Below are 979 nucleotides of genomic sequence, written 5' to 3' on the forward strand. Positions count from 1 at the left end.
GGCCTGGCGTTCGGCGCGTTCGGCGCGGGCCCGGGCCTCGGCGCGGGCCTCGCCGATCACAGTGAGACGTTCGGCGGCGGCCTGACGTTCGCCGGCCAGGCGGGCCTCGCCCTCGGAGCGGACGCGGTCGAGTTCGGCCGCCGCCTCGGCACGCACCCGCTCAGCCTCGGCGGCCGCGGCTGCGCGGACCTGGTCGAGCTGCGCCGCCGCCTCGGCGCGGATCCGGGTGATCTCGGTGTCGGCGGCGGCACGGCCGCGGGCGGCCTCGGCGCGTTCGCGGCGGATGTCCTCGCGCAGGGCGTCGCGTTCGGCGCGTAGCTCGGTGAGGGTGTGCGCGTCGCGTTCGGCGGCGCGCCGGGCCTCCTCCAGCCGCGTCGAGGCCTGCTCCCGGGCGGCGACGGCCTCGTCGATGCGCCGTGCGGCCTCGGCGCGGGCCGCCTCGAGCTGGTCCCGCGCCGCCCGGTGGGCCGCCTCGACCTCGGTGGCGGCACGGGCGGCGGCGGCCTGGACCTGCGCGTCGGCGTCGGCGCGGGCCGCCTCGGCGGCGTCGTTGGCCGCGCGGACCGCCTCGGCGGAGTGCTCGACCACCTGCCGCCTGGCCGCCTCGGCGGCGGCCAGGCGCGCCTCGGCGCCCTCCAGCGCGCTCACCGCCTCGCCCGCGACGGCCTCGGCCTCGGCGCGGGCCGCCTCGGCGGCGCGGGCCCGCTGCTCGGCGCGCACGGCACGGGCCACCGCCTCGGCGACCCGTTCGGCGGCTTCGGCCTCGGCCGCCTCGACGGCCGCCTCGGCGGCGGTGACGTCGCCGAGGGCGGACATCTGCCGGGTGAAGGCGTCGAGGGTGCGGGTCAGCTCGGCGGCGAGGGCGCGCGCCTGAGCGGCGAGGTCCTCGGCGCGCAGCCGACCGGCGGCCAGCGGCCGGGTGGCGGCGTCGGCCCGGGCGGCGGGCGTGCCGGCGGAGTCCGCACTGCCACGCCCGGCG

The 979-nt window shown here is 82.1% G+C and carries 1 pseudogene; it reads right to left on the bottom strand.

The window, feature by feature from the left end:
- Positions 1–979, bottom strand: a pseudogene (locus AC08OP_RS16680) (hypothetical protein); the annotation flags it as partial.

The sequence above is a fragment of the Frankia sp. CeRuru1 genome (assembly GCF_977966315.1).